Annotated in this window: 14 protein-coding genes and 1 pseudogene; 6 read left to right on the top strand and 9 right to left on the bottom strand. The window is 41.3% G+C overall.

Annotation, left to right across the window (positions count from 1 at the left end):
- Positions 1-103 precede the first annotated feature (103 nt).
- Positions 104-313 (bottom strand): DUF2892 domain-containing protein, encoded by a 210-nt coding sequence (locus ACJAT7_RS03135; protein WP_415225341.1) that lies wholly within the window; start codon positions 311-313, stop codon positions 104-106.
- Positions 314-457: 144 nt separating this feature from the next.
- Between ACJAT7_RS03135 and ACJAT7_RS03130 the strand changes: the two genes are divergently transcribed.
- The 4 genes from ACJAT7_RS03130 to ACJAT7_RS03115 all read left to right on the top strand — a co-directional run bounded on the left by ACJAT7_RS03130 (position 458) and on the right by ACJAT7_RS03115 (position 5,764).
- Positions 458-763 carry an ArsR/SmtB family transcription factor gene (locus tag ACJAT7_RS03130; RefSeq protein WP_415225340.1) on the top strand — a complete coding sequence of 102 codons (306 nt, stop codon included), beginning with the start codon at positions 458-460 and terminating at the stop codon, positions 761-763.
- Positions 764-844: 81 nt separating this feature from the next.
- Positions 845-1,267 carry a YeeE/YedE family protein gene (locus tag ACJAT7_RS03125; RefSeq protein WP_415225339.1) on the top strand — a complete coding sequence of 141 codons (423 nt, stop codon included), beginning with the start codon at positions 845-847 and terminating at the stop codon, positions 1,265-1,267.
- Positions 1,267-1,731, top strand: coding sequence for a DUF6691 family protein (locus ACJAT7_RS03120; protein ID WP_415225338.1), 465 nt, complete (start codon positions 1,267-1,269; stop codon positions 1,729-1,731). Before ACJAT7_RS03125 ends, ACJAT7_RS03120 begins: the two co-directional genes overlap by 1 nt.
- A gap of 382 nt (positions 1,732-2,113) precedes the next feature.
- A complete protein-coding gene (locus tag ACJAT7_RS03115; protein WP_415225337.1) occupies positions 2,114-5,764 on the top strand; it encodes a kelch repeat-containing protein in 3,651 nt (1,216 codons plus the stop codon).
- Positions 5,765-5,821: 57 nt separating this feature from the next.
- Here the strand turns inward: ACJAT7_RS03115 and relA are convergent, their stop codons facing one another.
- Both relA and rlmD read right to left on the bottom strand, forming a co-directional pair.
- Positions 5,822-8,035 (bottom strand): GTP diphosphokinase, encoded by a 2,214-nt coding sequence (gene relA, locus ACJAT7_RS03110; protein WP_415225336.1) that lies wholly within the window; start codon positions 8,033-8,035, stop codon positions 5,822-5,824.
- 138 nt (positions 8,036-8,173) lie between these two features.
- The gene (gene rlmD, locus ACJAT7_RS03105) at positions 8,174-9,508 is read right to left on the bottom strand and encodes a 23S rRNA (uracil(1939)-C(5))-methyltransferase RlmD (RefSeq protein ID WP_415225335.1); all 1,335 of its coding nucleotides are present in this window, start codon (positions 9,506-9,508) and stop codon (positions 8,174-8,176) included.
- Positions 9,509-9,681: 173 nt separating this feature from the next.
- On the opposite strand from rlmD, the gene barA reads away from it, so the two are divergent.
- Positions 9,682-12,471, top strand: coding sequence for a two-component sensor histidine kinase BarA (gene barA / locus ACJAT7_RS03100; protein ID WP_415225334.1), 2,790 nt, complete (start codon positions 9,682-9,684; stop codon positions 12,469-12,471).
- A gap of 30 nt (positions 12,472-12,501) precedes the next feature.
- On the opposite strand, the gene ACJAT7_RS03095 is transcribed toward barA, so the two are convergent.
- From ACJAT7_RS03095 to rplU, 4 genes are all read right to left on the bottom strand, one after another.
- On the bottom strand, positions 12,502-13,584 hold the full coding sequence (locus tag ACJAT7_RS03095; RefSeq protein ID WP_415225333.1) for a mechanosensitive ion channel family protein: 1,083 nt from the start codon (positions 13,582-13,584) through the stop codon (positions 12,502-12,504).
- Positions 13,585-13,717: 133 nt separating this feature from the next.
- Positions 13,718-14,893, bottom strand: a complete 1,176-nt coding sequence (gene cgtA / locus ACJAT7_RS03090) for an Obg family GTPase CgtA (protein ID WP_415225332.1) — start codon at positions 14,891-14,893, stop codon at positions 13,718-13,720.
- 180 nt (positions 14,894-15,073) lie between these two features.
- Positions 15,074-15,331: a 50S ribosomal protein L27 gene (rpmA, locus tag ACJAT7_RS03085; RefSeq protein WP_415225331.1), complete on the bottom strand. Its 258-nt coding sequence runs from the start codon at positions 15,329-15,331 to the stop codon at positions 15,074-15,076.
- 16 nt (positions 15,332-15,347) lie between these two features.
- Positions 15,348-15,659: a 50S ribosomal protein L21 gene (gene rplU / locus ACJAT7_RS03080; RefSeq protein WP_415225330.1), complete on the bottom strand. Its 312-nt coding sequence runs from the start codon at positions 15,657-15,659 to the stop codon at positions 15,348-15,350.
- Between the two features lie 355 nt (positions 15,660-16,014).
- On the opposite strand from rplU, the gene ispB reads away from it, so the two are divergent.
- Positions 16,015-16,986 carry an octaprenyl diphosphate synthase gene (gene ispB / locus ACJAT7_RS03075; protein ID WP_415225376.1) on the top strand — a complete coding sequence of 324 codons (972 nt, stop codon included), beginning with the start codon at positions 16,015-16,017 and terminating at the stop codon, positions 16,984-16,986.
- Positions 16,987-17,044: 58 nt separating this feature from the next.
- On the opposite strand, the gene treC is transcribed toward ispB, so the two are convergent.
- Both treC and ACJAT7_RS03065 read right to left on the bottom strand, forming a co-directional pair.
- On the bottom strand, positions 17,045-18,727 hold the full coding sequence (gene treC, locus ACJAT7_RS03070) for an alpha,alpha-phosphotrehalase (RefSeq protein WP_415225329.1): 1,683 nt from the start codon (positions 18,725-18,727) through the stop codon (positions 17,045-17,047).
- Positions 18,728-18,801: 74 nt separating this feature from the next.
- Positions 18,802-19,034: pseudogene (locus ACJAT7_RS03065) on the bottom strand (PTS trehalose transporter subunit IIBC); the annotation flags it as partial.

Raw genomic sequence — 19,034 nt, 5'->3', positions numbered from 1 at the left:
AGATTGTTACAAACATATAAGAGTAAAATAAAAATTGAAAATAGCAAAACCCAGCAACAATAAGAAACTGTTGCTGGGTTTTGTTCTGTGCACTGCTAAGCTGTTATTTTTCTGAATCAGATGACGTAGATTTGCATCCACATTTTTTCAAGAAAAATACCGCTGGACAGATTCCCGAAAAAGCACTCTGCAGTAAATTAGCGCCAACAAACAGTGTTAACCAGATAAATGCGGGGTGAACAAGCTGTGTGAGTAACACTGAAAGCAAGACCATAGATCCTGCCAATGCTCTAACGCCATTTTCAATTGTCATTTTTACTACCTTCAACATAATGATTGCTGTGTGAATTAATAATAACCAACTAAATTAGCGATGTCTAATAAATATTCAGCTAAATTAGATTGATAAATTATTTAACTGAATGTAACATGCTCAAGTTGAAATTGAGGATACAAAATGAACCATAAATTAGCAAAAATACATGAGAAAGCGGCCGAAGTCAGCGAACTATTAAAACTGATGGCTCATGCAGATCGTATGGTTGTTTTATGCCTGCTATCGACCGGTGAAATGGGCGTTTCTGAACTACGTGAACATACAAACTTAAGCCAATCAGCTTTCTCCCAACATCTGGGCGTATTAAGAAAAAATGAATTGGTAAAAATAAGAAAAGAATCTCAGCAGATATTCTATTCCCTGGCAGATGGAAGGGTTAGTTTATTACTGGCCGCATTGCAACAAGCTTTCTGCCCTGAAGAATGATCCGGAGATAAGAACATTAATTCAAAACTAGTTGATAACCTTATCAACTAGCTCCCATTTTATTAACTTTTGGAGTCCATAATGGAAAACTTCACCCCATGGTCAGCATTAGCTGGAGGCGCTTTATTGGGTCTTTCTGCCAGTTTTCTGATGTTATTTACAGGCAAAATAGCCGGCATCAGTGGCATTATCGGCGGTTTGTTAAATCCGCAAAAAGGCGAGTTTAAATGGCGTCTTGCTTTTGCTGCCGGCATGGTTCTCAGCTTATTTATTTTAATGCCTTTCTCAATTGAACTGCCAACACTTATTAAGCAGCCTATCGTGCAAATTATTATTGCAGGCCTGCTAGTGGGTATTGGTACTCGCCTCGGCAACGGCTGCACCAGTGGCCACGGTATTATTGGGATGGGCCGTTTTTCTAAGCGTTCTATTGTCGCAACCTGCGTTTTTATGGCCGTCGCTGCCTTTGTGGTATTGCTTCGTCAACAGTTCGGAGCTTTATAATGTTAAAAGTAATTATCGGTTTAATTGCCGGCATCTTATTCGGTGCAGGCATGATTATCTCAAATATGGTTGATCCGGCCAAAGTGATTGGTTTTTTAAATATTACCGGCAACTGGGATCCCAGTTTAGCTTTTGTAATGGGTGGAGCGCTGGCGGTGTTTACGCCGACTTATCATCTGCTGATTAAAAAACGCAGCCATGCAATCAACGGAGAAAAATTTAGTTGGACAAGCAATACTAAAATTGATCGGACCTTAATCTCTGGCGCGGCTATTTTTGGTGCTGGCTGGGGAGTAGCAGGTTTTTGTCCGGGCCCTGCAGTGGCCAGTCTTGGCGGCGGATCAATCACGGTGTTTGTATTTACGCTGAGCATGCTGATAGGTATTGTTTTTGCCAAAAAGTATTTACAAGGCAGCTTCCCCTTACCTTTTATTGGCCGCCGCAAAAAAGAGTGTGCAGTTTAAAGTCAGCGCAAGGTAAAATATAAACGTTATACAATAGCTGCCAGAATTTATAATTTGGCAGCTATTTCTTCTCCTTCCCAGCTCCCATTTTCTTTATAATAAAAAACACCGCCTTAATACCTCCACTGAAAAGTTAAAAAAACGTTCATCTGCGCGGCTATTTTCCACTAATTAAACAAAGCGTTAGCTCTAAATAGTTTAAAAATAGAGAAAAATGTGACGTAATCTATTTGCTTTGTCTCAAAAAAGAAAACATAAAAATTGTTGTCTTGATTTTTACATTGGAGATCTTTAGTCTCAATCGCGCCTGTAGCCAAGACACGTTGAAATTTCCTTAAGGAAGCTTGGATATGCACTTAACAATCAAGGAAAAGATAAAATAATGAAAATGGATAAAAGATCATTTAATACATTTCTTAGCACTATAACCGCCGTGCTCTTATTACTTATGCTAGGTTGCCAGTCGTCAGATAAAGAGCTTAGCAGCATCAGCGTCTCGCCAAGCGCAATCGCTTTAGATATCGGTGAAAGTATTAACCTTTCAGTAACAGGCCTCTATTTAGATCAGGAAGAAGAAGAGGATATTACCCCTTTACTGCTTGATTCTGGCCTTTGGCTAAGCGCCAATGAATCAATCGTCACCATTGACCAGGGCAGGGTTACTGCGGTAGGGCTGGGTGAAACCTATTTGATGATTAAAATAAATACTTTTTCTGCACAAGTTAACGTTGTAGTTTCAGCTAATGGATCTAAAGCCTTACTAGGCAGTGCACAACAAGAAAATGCGTTAGCAAAACAGGCGCCGCACAAATTCTTAAAAGCCGGTGCAACATTAAAAACAAAACGCTACCAACACAGCAGTAATATTATCGACGGTAAACTTTACGTGGTGGGAGGAAACTCTGAAAGTGGCACCCTAAAAAGTCTGGAAATCTACGATCCCAAAACAGACACGTGGAAGGCTGGTGCGCCACTAACAACAGCTCGGAATCTGCACACTGCCAATGTACTAGCCGGAAAACTCTATGTAGCAGGTGGACGTGACGCTAAGGGTAATGAACTAAATAGCCTCGAAGTTTACGATCCCTCTACCGATAAATGGCAGTCAGGCGAAGCACTGAAAACTGGCCGTTATATGCATACCAGCAGTATTATAAAAGGTAAACTTTATCTTTTGGGCGGCGCCAACGCGAACGGCTATATAGACAGTCTCGAAATTTACGATCCGATCACTGGCAGCTGGACAGTGAGTACCCCTTTAGCAACAGCGCGACGCGATCATACCAGTAATGTTATAAACGGTAAGCTTTATGTGGTCGGCGGATACACTGCGACGCATTCACTAAATACGACGGAAGTGTATGATCCCCGCAAAAAAACATGGACAGTTATCGCGCCTTTAAACACAGCTCGACGAGGTCACAGCACCACCGTTGTTAATAATAAACTTTATGTCGTTGCCGGTTACGGTGCACTCGGCTACTTAAATAGTGTTGAAGTTTACGATCCGGCGACAGGTCGTTGGGTAACACAGGCCGTTTCAGCAAGATCCCAATACCGACATACCACTAACTTTATCAATGATAGACTTTATACGGTGGGCGGCAATGGAGAGAGCGGCAACTTAGATAGCGTCGATAATAATGATCCCGCTAAAGATAGCTGGAGTCTCAGTACAACCTTACAAAGCGCACGACGAGATCACACCAGTAATGTTATCGATGGCAAGCTTTATGTACTCGGTGGTCAAAATGATAGTGGTACACTAAATACCCTGGAAATCTTTGATTTCACGGAAGATACCACGACAACAGAAGTGGCAATTTCGCCAACAAAAGAAAAAACAACGCCCCTAAGTCTCAATAAAAATGATAATAAAGCATCAAGAAAAGCAGAGGTGCAGATAGTTACCCCACCCCTAGCACAACCTGAAATTGTTCTCTTAGAAACAGCATCCGAAAGTAGTCTGAATATTGCTTGGAAAGCGGTTAAAAAAGCCAATATTTATACAGTTTATATAGCGGAAGCAACAGAGGAAGGTACCGGAATCTTCGCCAAAGCCGGCACAACTACATCGACTAACTACAATATAACTGGACTGACGTTAGGCAAATACTACAGCGCTAAGGTAAAGGCTTCTAATAAAAGCAGTCAAGGCGTGTCAGAGATAAAATCGGCGCTACTATATAACGATATACCACACCTTAGCAAAGGTGCTGAGTTAGTGAACAATAGATACCAACATAGCAGCAATGAATTGAATGGAAAATTCTATGTTGTCGGCGGCCATAATAAAAACGGCACCTTAAACAGTGTCGAAATTTATGATCCTGCTAATGATAGTTGGACAACAGGAGCCCCCTTAAAAACAGCCCGCGATCTTCATGCCAGCAGCGTGATAAAGGGTAAGCTTTATATCCTTGGTGGACGCGATAGTGAAGGGAAACATTTACGAAGTGTGGAGATTTATAATCCCGAAACAGATAGTTGGGCAACCGGTCCATCACTAACCAACGCCCGCTACCTGCATACGAGCAGCGTAATCAATGGCAAAATTTATGTCGTGGGAGGCAGTGATCAGCACGGCTACGTGAATAGCGTTGAAGTTTACAATCCAGCTACTCGGCACTGGCGAGCGCGCAGGACATTAGCGACAGCCAGACACCAGCACACCAGCAATGTAATAGACGGAAGAATGTACATTACCGGCGGTTATAACGAGAGCGGATCGTTAAACAGCATAGAGATTTATGATCCCATTAAAAATCGTTGGAGTGAAGGTGCCACATTAGCAACTGGCCGACGCTACCACACAGGTAATATTGTCAACGGTAAACTTTATGTCGTTGGTGGTTATGGTGCGCTAGGATACTTAAACAGCGTTGAAATTTATGATCCGATCACCAATAACTGGACAAGCGGCACCGCAATGTCTACGGCTCGCTACGCGCACACCTGTAATCTGGTCAACGGCAAGCTGACTGTCATTGGCGGTATGGGTGAAACTGGGCAGTTAAAAAGTGTCGAAATCCTCGAGCCAAGCACTGATATCTGGACAGCGGGTACTTCATTATCAAGTGAACGCTATGGACATAGCACCAGTGTAATCAACGACAAACTTTATATTATTGCCGGATACAATGATAAAAACTACTTAAATGATCTCGAAATTTATAATCCAGCCATTGATAAATGGAGCGACTCCATCGCATTATTAGTTGCTCGTTATGAACACACAAGTAACGTTATAGACGGAAAACTGTATGTGGTTGGCGGATATGGAGACAAAAGTGCCTTAAATAATATGGAAGCTTATGATCCAAACTCACAGCACTGGTCTTCAGCTCCCGCATTAAAAATAGCAAGATATGCGCATACCAGCAGCGTTGTTGATGGTAAACTTTATGTGGTTGGCGGGCGTGGTATTAAAAGTAACGACTTAGATAGTGTCGAAATTTATGATCCCGTAGCACAAAGCTGGAGCCTAGGTGAAAAACTAAAAACAGCTCGCTATAAGCACACCAGCAACGTTATCAATGGCAAAATATATGTTATTGGGGGCTATAATCACGACAATCAGCCATTAACCAGCGTGGAAGTTTATGATCCTGTGACAAATAAATGGACCGTTAATGCAAATTTAACAGTGGCCAGATATCTGCACAGCAGCAATGTGCTAAATGATGAACTGTATGTGGCGGGTGGTTACAGTGGCAAGAAAGGTGCTTTAAATGACACAGAGGCTCATCACTTTGCTACATTGATGGATCCCAGTGTTGTCGTAACAGCACCTAGAAATATAACGGTCACCTGGCCTGCAATTTCCACCGCCAGTGAATATCGTCTGCACTGGAATACGACCGGTAAGGTAAGCAAAAAGGATCAGTTCGCCACCATCGCGGCGATGGAAACACCCTCTTATATTCATAATAAACTAGCGGCTAATACTAAATATTATTACCGCTTGTCTTGGCTTATCGGCGGAAAAGAGATTATTGTTTCAAATGAAAAGTCTGCAATAACAACTCAGTGATACACTTAAGCCGTCTGGAAATGCAGGAAACTGCGTTCCCAGATTACTTTTCCTCGCTTATAAGCGCCTAACATCGATAATATTTTTTAACTGTTTTAATTTATTGAGTAAATTAGTGATATCTTCACTGTTATGAACCTCTAAGTTTATATCAATAATTGCAGACTGGTTTTTTACATTGGAGATACTGTTCACACCCAACACATTCACTTTTTCATTGGATAATAACGTTGTAATATCTTTTAATAAACCGCTACGATCCAGCGCCTCAACACGAAATGTTAATGAATAACCAGACGAGTGTGACTCCCCCCATGACGCTTCGATAATCCGTTCCGGATGCGCATCCTTCAGATCAGCAAGTTGCTCACACTGCTTACGATGCACAGAAATACCCCGCCCTTGGGTTATATAGCCTTCAATCGGCTCGCCTGGAATAGGCTGGCAACATCGGGCAATGGTATGCATTAAATTACCTACACCATCAATAATTATGTTACTGCTAAGCGTTTTAGGGGTAAAACTGTTTTTACGTTTTTCTAAGGCTTCCAGCGCAGCTAAATCTTGCTGCTCCAATGTTTTCTGGTGGTAGTGATTATCTAAAAAATGTATTACTTGATTAATACGCAGATCACCGTTACCTATGCCGGCAAAAATATCATCAAGTGAGCTCACATTAAAACGTTCTATAGCGACTGAAACATCACTTAATTTAAGTTTTATTTTATTCAGTTCAACTTCTAATAACTCGCGTCCTGCCTGCACATTTTTATCACGAGCCTGCTGTCTAAACCAGGTCGCAACCTTATGTCTTGCCCTTGGTGCATTGATATAACCTAAATTCGGGTTGAGCCAATCGCGGCTCGGATTTGCTTCTTTTTGGGTTAATATTTCAACTTGATCACCCGTTTTCAGTTGATAGGTAAAGGGCACAATATGGTTTGCTATTTTTGCGCCAATGCAGCGATGGCCAACCTGACTATGGATATAATAAGCAAAATCAAGTGGTGTTGCCCCCGCCGGCATATCAATCACCTCTCCTTTAGGGGTAAATACATAGACGCGATCATCAAATACTTGACTACGCACCTCATCAACTAAGTTTTCGGTATCAGAAATATCTGCCTGCCATACCAGAAGTTTACGCAGCCATGCTATTTTCTCTTCATAACCTCCAGAAGCTTTACCCCCGGCGCTGCCCTCTTTATATTTCCAATGTGCCGCCACTCCCAACTCGGCATCATCATGCATCTGCTGAGTACGGATTTGCACTTCTATCGCTTTCCCTTCTGCGCCTAAAACAACCGTATGGATTGATTGATAACCGTTCGGTTTGGGGTTGGCAATATAATCATCAAACTCACGGGGAATATGGTGCCACTGGGTATGAATGGCCCCTAATGCGGCGTAACAATCCTGCAGTTTTTCAACCACAACACGCACCGCACGCACATCATATAGATCTTCAAATTTAAGATCTTTTTTCTGCATTTTCCGATAAATACTGTAGATATGTTTTGGACGCCCGTAAGCAGTCCCGTTTACCTGCATCTCCTGCAGTGATTTTTTTACCTGCTCAACAAAGTCTTGAATATAGTTTTCACGATCAATACGCTTTTCATCGAGCTGCTTGGCTATTTTTTTATAGATCTCAGGCTGCAGATAACGAAAAGAGAGATCTTCTAATTCCCATTTTAATTGACCAATACCCAAACGATTTGCAAGCGGTGCATAAATTGATGATATTTCACGCGCCACCAGTACTTTTTTCTGATCCTCCGCACCTTTAACTTGGCGCAGATAACAGATTCGCTCAGCCAGTTTGATAACCACAGCACGCACATCTTCAACCATCGCCAGTAACATATGGCGTAAGTTATCCACTTGTGATGGGCTGGCTTTTAGCCCGCCCTGATTTTGCAGCGCGCGGATCCCTTCCATATCAGTCGCACCTTTAACAAGTTTAGAGATGCGTCTTACCCATAATTGCTCAACCTGCTCTTGGGTTAATATTTTATTATCGACTAATGGAAAGATTAGCGCTGCATTTAAGGTATCCATATCCATATTCAGGGTGACCAAGATTTCCACCATCTCGGTGCCCAGTTCTAATAAGGGTAATTGCGCCGGCTGCACACATAAGGCGATGATTTGTTCATAATTACTTAATAAGTTTTGTTGATCAGAGACACTGAGTCCCAATGTAGTCACCCATTTTTTAGGATCTTTCTGCGCGGTTTGATAAAAATGAGAACCTCGAACTGACACCATAAAAGCAACTCCAAAAAACAAAAAATACAATTAAAAAAAACAGATAATCCAGGGTCTAGCCCTACAAGAATTTTCTTTTATTTTAAACAAAAAACACCCGGTTGATAAGCAGCAATAAGCGCTTCGAACTGTTAACCATTATCGGACAAACAGCGCCATCGACTCCATATGCCGAGTCTGCGGGAACATATCTAATAAACCTAACTTATCTAACTTATACCCCTTTTCAAGCAGCAACTGGCTATCTCGCGCCAGCGTGACGGGATCACAGGAGACATAAACAATATGGGATGGTTTTAACGATGCTATAAAACGCATGCAGTCAAATGCCCCCGCGCGAGCAGGATCAAGCAATACTTTATTAAATTTTTGCGTCGCCCATTCTTGCTTGTCGACATTATCCGCACTTAAATCTGCCTGATAAAAAGTCGCATTATCTAACTTGTTAAGGGAGGCATTCTCAGTGGCACGATCTACCATTTTTTGGATTCCTTCAATACCCACCACGGATGCCGCTTTTGTTGCTATCGGCAAAGTGAAATTACCCAGACCGCAAAACAGATCTAAAACAACATCATCTTTACTTAAGGCCAACCAATTAAGCGCCTGCGCCACCATCTTTTGGTTGACATTAATGTTTACCTGTACAAAATCACTCGGGCTATAAGTTAGCGTGCACAGCCACTGTGTTAAGCAATAACTGAGCTGCTCATTTCCGCTTATACAAAGCAGTGAATGGCTTGAGTCCTGCGTGAAAAAATTTAACTGATGCTCCTTTGCAAACAACTCAATCAACTGCAGATCAATTGCAGGCAGCGCCTTAAGGTGACGGAGTAAAACGACCACACCTTGATCAGCATAGATAAGCTCAATATGTCCGAGATCCATTTTACTTTTGAGCGAATTTAAGAAAGGTTTTAACGGTAAAATCAGACGCTCTAATTCTGGAATTAAAACAGGACATACCTTTTGATCAATAAGATCATTACTTAATGCGCGTCGAAACCCCATTTTTAGTTGCTTGGACTTTTTATCATAGTGCAATCCAAAACGCGCAGTACGGCGATAAGCCCAGGCTTTATCAGTAATCGGCGGTTCAAGCTGCAAAGCTTCTTGCTTGGCAAAACGCTTAAATAACGAAATTAAACCTGTCGATTTAATATCTATCTGCTGCGGGTGGTTTACATGCTGTAAATGGCAACCACCACACTCATGATAATGCGGGCAACTCGCATCGATGCGCAACGCACTCGCTTGATTAACCTTTTTAATCAGCCCTTTACTATAACGTTTTTTACTTTCGATAATCTGAACATCAACCGATTCACCACTCAGGCCGCCATCAATAAACAGCGGTTTATTCTGAAAATAAGCGATGCCACGGCCTTGGTGATCCAATTTTTCAACTTGCACATTTTTTAATATGTGGTTTTTTGCGCTATTTGTACGCACTGATTTAAAGAACTGAGCCATAAGTAATTCACAGGTGAGAGAAGCTATGCCATCATAGCCTACAATTATACCCAAACTACTTGAAGATGCAGATTCCTGCACTTTCAGGTAGCTTAGGTATACCAATAATACTATTGTCACACAATATGACAGAAAAGCATTCTTTACCTCTACTAATTTTAGAAATATGACCTATGACAAAATATGGACTTCGCGCTCAAGTTATTGCTTATACTATTTTACCGACCATTATTATTGGCGGATTATTAGCAAGCTACTTTTCGTTTCATCGTTACCAGCAAGCCAATGATTATCTAATTAATCGGGCTATTAATATCAGTGAGCCATTAGCGATTGCCAGCGAATATGGCATATTAGATGAAACAAGAACCATTTTAAGACGGTTAATCAGCGCTACGCATCGTAAAAACACACCCATGATTAAAAGCATCGCTATCTTTGATGCCAATAACAAACTCTTTGTGACCAGTAATTATCATCGCAATTTCGAGATGTTACGCATTCAGGATGGTCAAAAAGTGCCCGAACTAACACAAGTTAAGCATTACCAAGACTCAATTATTATTCAAAGCCCGATCATAGATGAAACCAACTTTTTAGAGTATCAATTGACCTTTGATCAACCACGAAAAATTGTTGGTTATGTTGCACTGGAAGTGAATACTAATGAAGTGGAACTGTTACTGTATCGCGATACCGCGCTCTCATTTTCTATTGTCTTATTGGGGATATTAGGCAGTTTATATCTGGCATTTATGCAGGCCAAACGGATCACGGCCCCCATTTCTGATATGGCTTCAGTGGTTGAAAAAATCAGTCTTGGACGCCTTAACTCCCGTGTTAAAGGCAATTATTCTGGCGAAATAGGCCTTTTGCAGCGCGGCATTAATGAGATGGCATTGGCGATGTCTAAGCACCATGAGGAGATGCAGGATAGTATAGATCTGGCAACCAGTGAGTTACGAGAAACACTGGATCAGATGGAGATGCAGAATATTGAGCTCGATATCACCAGAAAAGAAGCACAACAAGCAGCGCTGGTTAAATCTGAATTCTTAGCCAATATGAGCCATGAACTGCGTACCCCTTTAAATGGTGTGATAGGTTTTGCACGGCAGTTACTAAAAACACAACTGACCAACAATCAAATCGATTACCTGCAAACCATAGAACGTTCAGCCGGTAATCTGCTGAATATTATTAATGATATTCTCGACTTTTCTAAACTTGAAGCGGGTAAATTAACCCTTGAACATATCCCCTTCGATCTGCGTGACTGCATTGATGAAACGATGCACCTGCTTGCCCCCAGCGCACATGAAAAAAATCTTGAACTAAGCATGATGATTGGCAGTGAAGTCCCCAGTGATGTGGTGGGTGATGCGATGCGCTTGCAACAGATTCTGACCAATCTAATTGGCAATGCGATTAAATTTACACGCGAGGGTAATATCGAAGTACAAATCCAGCGTATCGAAAAAATGCGCGATGTCGATAATAACGTCACCTTGAAAATAATGATTTCAGATACGGGTATCGGCATTTCAGAAAAACAGCAAGCGTATCTTTTTAAAGCATTTGGTCAAGCAGATACCAGCATCACTCGCCAATATGGCGGGACGGGATTAGGTCTGGTTATCACCCAAAAACTGGTCAGAGAGATGCATGGTTGCATCGAGTTAGTGTCGACCCCAGGTCAGGGCTCAACCTTCTGGTTCACCATTGAAATAGAAAAGAACACACTCAGACCACTCACCGGCTTGCCGATGGAACGTCTACAGCATCAGTCAGTACTTATTTATGAAAGTAATGAATATGCGGCGCGCGCCTGCTCACAACTGCTTAACCAATGGAAAACTGAACTGTCATTAGCCGAAACAGAGATGCAATGGGAAGCGCTGTTAAATAAACAGTATGACAATATTATTCTCGGCTACAGCCATTGTGAGAACTTACAGCCGCTTTTCCGCCATATACAAGAAGCGCGCCAATTTACAAACAATATTGTGGTATTGATCAATTCAAGCGACCCCAGTATCTATGAAACACTAATGGCAACGGGCATTAACCATTGCTTAAGTAAACCGATAAACCATAAAAACTTAGCCAACACGCTTATTTCAGATAACCCGGTGATCACCAATCTCGGCATTGCAAAAGACTTTCCGCCTCAGGTAAGAAAAGATATTAATGTAATGGCCGTTGACGATAATCCTGCCAACCTAAAACTTATTTCAGCTATGCTTGCCGACAGGGTTCATCACGTCACCACCTGCATTGATGGTCAGCAGGCCGTTGAACAAGCGAAGAGCCAGCCATTCGATCTGATATTCATGGATATCCAGATGCCCGTCCTAGACGGCATCAATGCGTGCTTGCAGATAAAAGATGATTTAACCAATGGCCACACACCGATAATTGCTGTCACAGCACATGTACTGCCCAGTGAAAAAGAGCAGTTTTTGCAACAAGGGATGGATGACTGCTTAGCAAAACCCATTGATGAGATAGCACTGCAACGTATTATTAATAAATGGACACAAGATAAACCGGTACTGGAAAACATAACAACAAAATTTGCGATTGATGAGCAACCATTAACAAACGGTTGGAGCACAGACAATAGCTCTTTTGACTGGCGACTTGCTTTAAAACAATCAGCAGGCAAAGAAGATCTTGCCAAAGAGATGCTGGCGATGTTGATCGATGATTTTGCAACGATCAGAGCCACAGCGAATAAAGCAATAATGGGTGAGATAGATAATGTTCACTTTGCCCAAATAATTCATAAATTTCATGGCGGCTGCAGCTACAGTGGCGTACCTAAACTGAAAAAAATTGCCGGTGTGATTGAACAAGAGTTAAAACTTGGAATCAACCCGGAACTATTAGAGCCGGAGCTGTTAGAACTATTGGATGAATTAGATAATGTGCAACAGGAGGCAGAAGTTTATTTGAGCTAAAGATAGCGGCTTGCAGGCCGCTATCTTTATCTACTTATTCAAGCCCACAGATGAATCTATATGCAGTTGACGCGTTGGAAATGCAAATTCAGCCTGATGAGACAGCACTATATCAGCGACTTTTAATAAGACATCCTGTTTAATTTCATGAAATAAGATCCAGTCGGTGGTTTTGGTAAAGGTGTAGATAAAAAAGTCCAATGACGAGTTGTTAAAACAATCAAAATTAACAATTAGCGTCTGTCTGGTATCAATCTCAGGGTGTGTTTCTAACATCTCACGTACCGCTTTAATAATCACCTGAATACGACTCACATCAGAATAACGTAATCCAAATGTTTCTTTAATGCGGCGGTTACTCATACGCGAAGGATTCTCGACAACAATCTGCGTGAATAAACTATTGGGCACGTACACAGGGCGTTTATCAAAAGTGCGAATTTGCGTCAAACGCCAGCCGATAGCCTCGACTGTCCCTTCAATTGTTTTATCCGGACTGCGTATCCAGTCGCCAACCTTAAAGGGCTTATCCATATAAATCATCAACGCGCCAAATAGATTAGAGAGTAGATCCTTAGCCGCCATCCCCACGACTAAACCGCCCATGCCGCCAAAAGCAAGCACTCCAGAGATGCTGACTCCCAATGTTTGGATAACCGATAAAGAGATAATTATAGCGACTGAAAGCTTGGCTAATTTAGCAATAGCAATCACTGTGGTAGTGTCTTTCTGATCATGACCGATGAAAGTCTGCTCCGCTTTATGAATAAAACGCCAGAATGACCAACCAATTAATAAAAGAATCGATATTTTTTGCACTATAGGAAGATAATTGGAGATTAATAGTTGTTCACTTTCAGCAATGACACGTAGTGCCATCGAGCCCCCCATCAACATGATTAACCAATGCACGGGCCGGCAGAGTGCATACCAAATAATATCATCCCAGTAATTTGCAGTACGATCGACAATGGATTGTGTTTTGTGAGTAAAACTCCGCCACATTAACTGTAGTATCAGCGTGATAGCTAATACAACAACAAAATTCATCACCCAGTTACCTACATTTAATGAAACTAATAATCCCTGTAAATACAGCTCGATCTTTTCCATCTTTATTTTCCTCCTAAATACAAAAATGCTCTGTTTTTATGATATCAAATGGGTTCTAAAAAAGACAAAAAAATGCCGTTTAGATTACTCTAAACGGCATTTTTAAGAGGTTTTAATGAATAATTAAACGTTATTATTCACGGACGTAGATAACTTCCATCGTCTCGTCTTCTTCACTCCAATCATCATCGTTTTCATCCTCGTCGGCATAATCTTCTGCAACATCATTCATCGCTGACTCGTGATAATCATCCCACTGAAACTCAACTTGTTGACGCTCTTCTTCAGGCGAGTACTCTTTTGGCATCTCTTCTAAATGATCGGCTACGTTTTGACAAACCACTTGCGTACCTGTTTTAGAGATAGCTGCAACTTTATAAACAGGCCCCTTCCAGTCAAGCGCATCAATAACACGTTGCATCACAACATCAGCATCTTCAGGCAACATAAGATCGATTTTATTGAAAATCAACCAACGCTGTTTTGATGCTAATTTAGGGCTGTGCTTGGCTAATTCATCAATGATAATCAATGCATTTTCAGCCGGATCGCTACCATCTGCAGGTAACAGATCAATCATATGTAACAATACTCGACAACGCTCTAAATGGCGTAAGAAACGAGTACCTAAACCAGCACCTTCTGATGCACCTTCAATCAAACCAGGAATATCAGCAATTACAAAACTACGGCCATGACCCATACTCACCACACCTAGATTTGGAATCAAGGTCGTAAACGGGTAATCAGCAACTTTCGGTTTAGCGGCAGAAACACTGCGGATAAAAGTAGATTTTCCCGCATTAGGCAAACCAAGCATACCGACATCGGCCAGCAATAATAACTCGAGAAGCAGATTGCGAACTTCTCCTGGTGTACCATCTGTCTTTTGGCGCGGAGCACGGTTAGTGCTGCTTTTAAAACGTGCGTTACCCAGGCCATGGAAACCGCCCTTAGCAACCATTAGTTTTTGACCCGATTTAGTCAAATCACCAAGAATTTCGCCCGTATCATCATCACGACAACGGGTACCGACAGGTACTTTAATTATTTTATCTTTACCGCGAGCGCCCGTACAGTCAGATACTTGACCATTTTCACCACGATCAGCATTATAAAACCGTACAAAACGAAAATCGACAAGCGTATTTAGGTTTTCATCCGCTTCAAGATAAACATCACCACCATCACCACCATCACCACCGTTTGGACCACCACGCGGGATATATTTTTCTGTACGGAAGCCGATAACGCCGTTGCCACCATCTCCAGCATCAACCTTTATTTTCGCTTCATCAACAAACTTCATTACAACCTCCAAGAAAAACTATATACCGACCATATTGGTAAGGCTTAATACACAATTATACTCATTTCTATTGAACATAGATCACATTTTTATATGTAAATAGAAATAAACATATTATTTAAGGTAAAAAAAAAGCCCCGCATCAGCGAGGCTTTTAAAATTCTTTAGTCAAGACTGAAATTATTCAGCTACGATACAAATGAAGCTACGCATCTTTGGACCTTTCTTTTCAAACTTAACTACGCCCGTAGCTTTAGCGAAAAGAGTATGGTCTTTACCAACACCAACATTAATACCAGCGTGGAATTTAGTACCACGTTGACGTACAAGAATATTACCAGCTAGAACTGATTCGCCACCAAAACGTTTAACACCTAAGCGTTTACTTTCGGAATCGCGACCGTTATTAGTACTACCACCCGCTTTTTTATGTGCCATTTTTAATAACTCCTAATTAAGCGTTAATTGCAGTAATTTTAACTTCAGTAAACCACTGACGATGACCCGCTTGTGTACGCGAATGCTTACGACGACGGAACTTAACGATTTTAACTTTCTTGCCACGACCGTGAGCAACTACTTCTGCAGTAACTTTACTGCCTTCAACGTATGGAACACCAACTTTAACGTCTTCATCTGTTGCTACTAAAAGAACTTTTTCAAATTCTATAGTTGCACCAGCTTCAACGTCTAGTTTTTCCAAACGAAGAGTTTGTTCAACAGCTACACGGTGTTGCTTGCCACCACTCTGGATAACAGCGTACATGTTTCTTACTCCGTTCAGGCATCTCTTGCTATTTTTATTAAAAATTAGCATCGAGAGCACACTTATTAATTTCAATGAGGCGGAGTTTACGGTAAATGATAGTAATTGGCAATCATATTTAGTAAAAACACGATAATTATATGAAAGATTAAATTACCGTGCCAAAAACAAAAACCAGAATGATGTAAATAGTCATATATATCATATCGTTAGCTCTATAAACAGCACAAAGGTAATGGATAATAGAAAGACTAAATTAGTTGAACAATTTGACACTAACAGTGTTGAGATAAAGCCAATAAACGGCAATAATAGCCCCTCTTATTTAAGTGCTAAAATGCGGAACTTCAATACCATGGATATAAAAACAATTCAGCAGTTATCGCTAACTGAAATGCAACAAGTTAATGAGCTGATCACCACGCAATTAAGTTCAGATGTCGCTTTAATTAACCAGCTTGGTTTTTATATTATTAATAGTGGTGGAAAACGAATTCGTCCCTTAATTACCATTCTAGCCGCCAAAGCACTCAATATTTACGATCCTAAAATCACTAAACTTGCGACTATTATTGAATTTATTCATACAGCAACCTTGCTGCACGATGATGTAGTAGATGACTCAGCGCTGCGCCGCGGTAAAAAAACGGCAAATTCACTCTTTGGTAACGCAGCGAGTGTATTAGTCGGCGACTTTCTACATACACGCTCTTTTCAAATGATGACTGCATTGCAAAATTTAAAAGTATTAAATGTGCTCTCGTCTGCAACGAATGTGATTGCTGAGGGTGAAGTTTTACAGTTAATGAATTGCAACGATCCCGATACCACAGAAAAAAGCTATATGGATGTTATCTATTTTAAAACAGCCAAACTATTTGAGGCTGCCACACAATTGGTCGCAGTATTAGGGGAGCAGCCGCTCGAGGTGGAGACGGCATTACTTAATTACGGTAAATATTTAGGCACAGCATTCCAGTTAACCGATGATCTGATGGACTACAGCTCAGATGCACAGGAGATGGGCAAAAATACAGGGGATGACTTAGCGGAAGGCAAGCCAACGCTACCTCTACTGCACGCCATGCAACATGGAAATGAACAACAAAGAGCACTGATTCGAGAAGCGATTGAGAAAGCCAATGGAATGGATAACTTTGAGCAGATAATGCAAGCCCTGCATGATACAAACGCATTGCAATACACCAAGCAGCGTGCGCTTGAAGAAGCAGGCAAAGCGATTGATGCATTGTCCATCATTCCTGATAACAAATACAAGCAGGCGTTAATTGACTTGGCATATCTGGCCGCGAATCGAAAATCTTAATAAAAAAAAGCCTTTAACACTGGAGAAGGATTAAAGGCTTAGTCATAACTGAGTTATATTAATGATCTTCAATCAGTAAAACACGACACTCATAAGGTCTTAGTGTTATTACTCGTTGCGGTTTATCAGTTAATAATTCCGGGTAATTTCCCAGAATATATTTCCCCTGCTCGATCTCTAAATGTGTTGGTAATTGATATTCAACTGGCTCAGCATAATAATTATTGATACAGATAAGCGTTTGTTTATCGCTGCGCCGTTGATAACAAAACAGTTGTGAATGTTCGGGCATAAGATCCGTATAATCCCCCGTTGTGATCACCTCCACTTCTTTACGGAGTTCTATTAGCCGTTGGTAATAATAAAAAGCTGAATCTTGATCATCAAGCGCCTGCTGCACATTCACCTGTTTATAATTATGAGCCACCTCTAGCCATGGGGTACCTTTTGTAAAGCCGCCGTGTGGCGCACTGCTCCACTGGATAGGTGAGCGCGAATTATCACGTGACTTTTGCGCAAGAATAGCCAGCACCTCCTGTTCACTTTTCCCCTGCTGATTAAGCATGATATCGTACATATTAAGGCTTTCAAGATCACGGTATTGTGCAATTGAGGTATAACCGGGGTTGGTCATTGCAATCTCTTCACCCTGATAAATATAAGGCGTTCCCTGCATCATATGCATTGAGGTCGCCAACATTTTCGCGGATTGAACACGATATTCCTGATCATTACCTAAACGGCTAACGATGCGCGGCTGATCATGATTACACCAGAATAGTGCAGACCACCCTTTCCCGGACATCCCCTGCTGCCAATGATTAAAAATAGTTTTCAGTTGGATAAAATCAAAAGGAGCCTGTGTCCATTTTTCACCGTTTACATAATCGACTTTCAGATGGTGAAAATTAAACACCATGGACAATTCTTTCCCGTCAAGCGCTGAATATTGCTGGCACTGCTGCAGTGTGGTGGAAGACATCTCGCCGACCGTGACTGAGCCATATTTATTAAACACAGCATCACTTAGATCGCGCAGGTATTCATGCACGCGAGGTCCATCAGTATAAAAACGTCGCCCATCGCCCTGAAAATCATTTGCATAATCTTGCTGTTTAGATATTAGGTTAATGACATCAAGACGAAAACCATCAACCCCTTTTTCAGCCCAGAAGCTGATTATATCTTTTACTTCATCACGAACTTTAGGATTTTCCCAATTTAAATCAGCCTGCTCTGTCGCAAAAAGGTGCAGGTAGTATTGATTACTCTTCTCATCTAACTGCCAGGCATTGCCGCCAAATTTTGACTGCCAATTGTTCGGCGCTTGACCATTAATAGGATCTTTCCAAATATAATAATCCCTATATTCACTTTCCTTATTACCCAAAGCTGACTTGAACCAGTGATGCTCTGTTGAAGTATGGTTAACCACAATATCAAGAATAATGCGGATACCTCTCTGATGAGCGCTTTGCAGCAGCAGATCAAAATCAGCCATACAGCCAAAATCAGGATTAATAGTGTAGTAATCAGAGATATCATAACCGTTATCAATCATGGGAGAGGAATAGATTGGGGTAAGCCAAATCGCATCAATACCCAAGGCTTTAAGATAATCCAGTTTAGAGATTATACCTTTAAGATCCCCAGTGCCTTTATTGCCACTGTCACAAAAACTTTTAGGATAAATCTGATAAATCGTTGCCGTTCGCCACCATTCTTTCTCTATTTTCTTCATATATATCGACTCTTGGATCTATTTTCTTGATAAAAACCGTTAAACAAAGTTTATTACTCAACGGTTAACATGGGTTATTGCGAGCTAACTACCGCTTCTACTTCCTCGTCAATCAACTCAACGTCATCAAGGGTGCCTTTTTTCTCAGCGCGATTGTAAAGTATAAGTGTTAAAGCAATCGGTACAACTATCGCAGCAAGCATCGCCAGTGCATAGACGCCCCAATACTGCGGCTGAATGGATAAGATACCCGGCAATCCACCGACACCAATCCCATTCGCCATAACACCTGCAATACCACAAATAC

It is taken from the genome of Psychromonas sp., assembly GCF_047632995.1.
In the GTDB taxonomy this organism is placed as follows: Bacteria; Pseudomonadota; Gammaproteobacteria; order Enterobacterales; family Psychromonadaceae; genus Psychromonas.
Note: the sequence above shows the minus strand (reverse complement) of the source record. Positions and strands in the feature narration are given on the sequence as shown.

What these genes read in the sequence shown, in the direction of transcription:
- ACJAT7_RS03135 (WP_415225341.1), bottom strand. Translation starts at nt 313, where the DNA reads ATGACAATTGAAAATGGCGTTAGAGCATTGGCAGGATCTATGGTCTTG.
- ACJAT7_RS03130 (WP_415225340.1), top strand. Translation starts at nt 458, where the DNA reads ATGAACCATAAATTAGCAAAAATACATGAGAAAGCGGCCGAAGTCAGC.
- ACJAT7_RS03125 (WP_415225339.1), top strand. Translation starts at nt 845, where the DNA reads ATGGAAAACTTCACCCCATGGTCAGCATTAGCTGGAGGCGCTTTATTG.
- ACJAT7_RS03120 (WP_415225338.1), top strand. Translation starts at nt 1,267, where the DNA reads ATGTTAAAAGTAATTATCGGTTTAATTGCCGGCATCTTATTCGGTGCA.
- ACJAT7_RS03115 (WP_415225337.1), top strand. Translation starts at nt 2,114, where the DNA reads ATGAAAATGGATAAAAGATCATTTAATACATTTCTTAGCACTATAACC.
- relA (WP_415225336.1), bottom strand. Translation starts at nt 8,035, where the DNA reads ATGGTGTCAGTTCGAGGTTCTCATTTTTATCAAACCGCGCAGAAAGAT.
- rlmD (WP_415225335.1), bottom strand. Translation starts at nt 9,508, where the DNA reads ATGGCTCAGTTCTTTAAATCAGTGCGTACAAATAGCGCAAAAAACCAC.
- barA (WP_415225334.1), top strand. Translation starts at nt 9,682, where the DNA reads ATGACAAAATATGGACTTCGCGCTCAAGTTATTGCTTATACTATTTTA.
- ACJAT7_RS03095 (WP_415225333.1), bottom strand. Translation starts at nt 13,584, where the DNA reads ATGGAAAAGATCGAGCTGTATTTACAGGGATTATTAGTTTCATTAAAT.
- cgtA (WP_415225332.1), bottom strand. Translation starts at nt 14,893, where the DNA reads ATGAAGTTTGTTGATGAAGCGAAAATAAAGGTTGATGCTGGAGATGGT.
- rpmA (WP_415225331.1), bottom strand. Translation starts at nt 15,331, where the DNA reads ATGGCACATAAAAAAGCGGGTGGTAGTACTAATAACGGTCGCGATTCC.
- rplU (WP_415225330.1), bottom strand. Translation starts at nt 15,659, where the DNA reads ATGTACGCTGTTATCCAGAGTGGTGGCAAGCAACACCGTGTAGCTGTT.
- ispB (WP_415225376.1), top strand. Translation starts at nt 16,015, where the DNA reads ATGGATATAAAAACAATTCAGCAGTTATCGCTAACTGAAATGCAACAA.
- treC (WP_415225329.1), bottom strand. Translation starts at nt 18,727, where the DNA reads ATGAAGAAAATAGAGAAAGAATGGTGGCGAACGGCAACGATTTATCAG.